Source organism: Weissella minor (assembly GCF_001437425.1).
In the GTDB taxonomy this organism is placed as follows: Bacteria; Bacillota; Bacilli; order Lactobacillales; family Lactobacillaceae; genus Weissella; species Weissella minor.
Genome location: NZ_JQCD01000012.1, coordinates 1 through 293 on the forward strand (window position 1 = coordinate 1; position 293 = coordinate 293).

General features: G+C 37.5%; 1 protein-coding gene. It reads right to left on the bottom strand.

Annotated elements, in window-relative coordinates; all coding sequences use genetic code 11:
* A partial coding sequence (locus IV67_RS09340) for a hypothetical protein (RefSeq protein ID WP_162261063.1) occupies positions 1-293 on the bottom strand: 293 nt, incomplete at both ends.

Here is a 293-nt window from a genome sequence, read left to right on the forward strand (position 1 = left end):
CGATCTTTAATTTCCTGTTGAATCGCATTATCTAATTGCACTCGAGTTGCTGATAAACCTGTTGACGGGTTGTTAACGATGCTTGTAATACTATCCGTTTTGATTTCAACCTTTGAGATTTTTTGCGACGCATCCTGCATTGCTTCTTGTTTCGCTTTATCAATACGTGGTTGAACAGTCTGTAAATCTTTGGTAACTTGCTGGTTCAATGCATCAACTTTTTGTTGCGATGTATCAATAGCATCTTTTTTTGCTGCATCAATTTTGGGTTGAATCTCAGCTAATCCACTGTT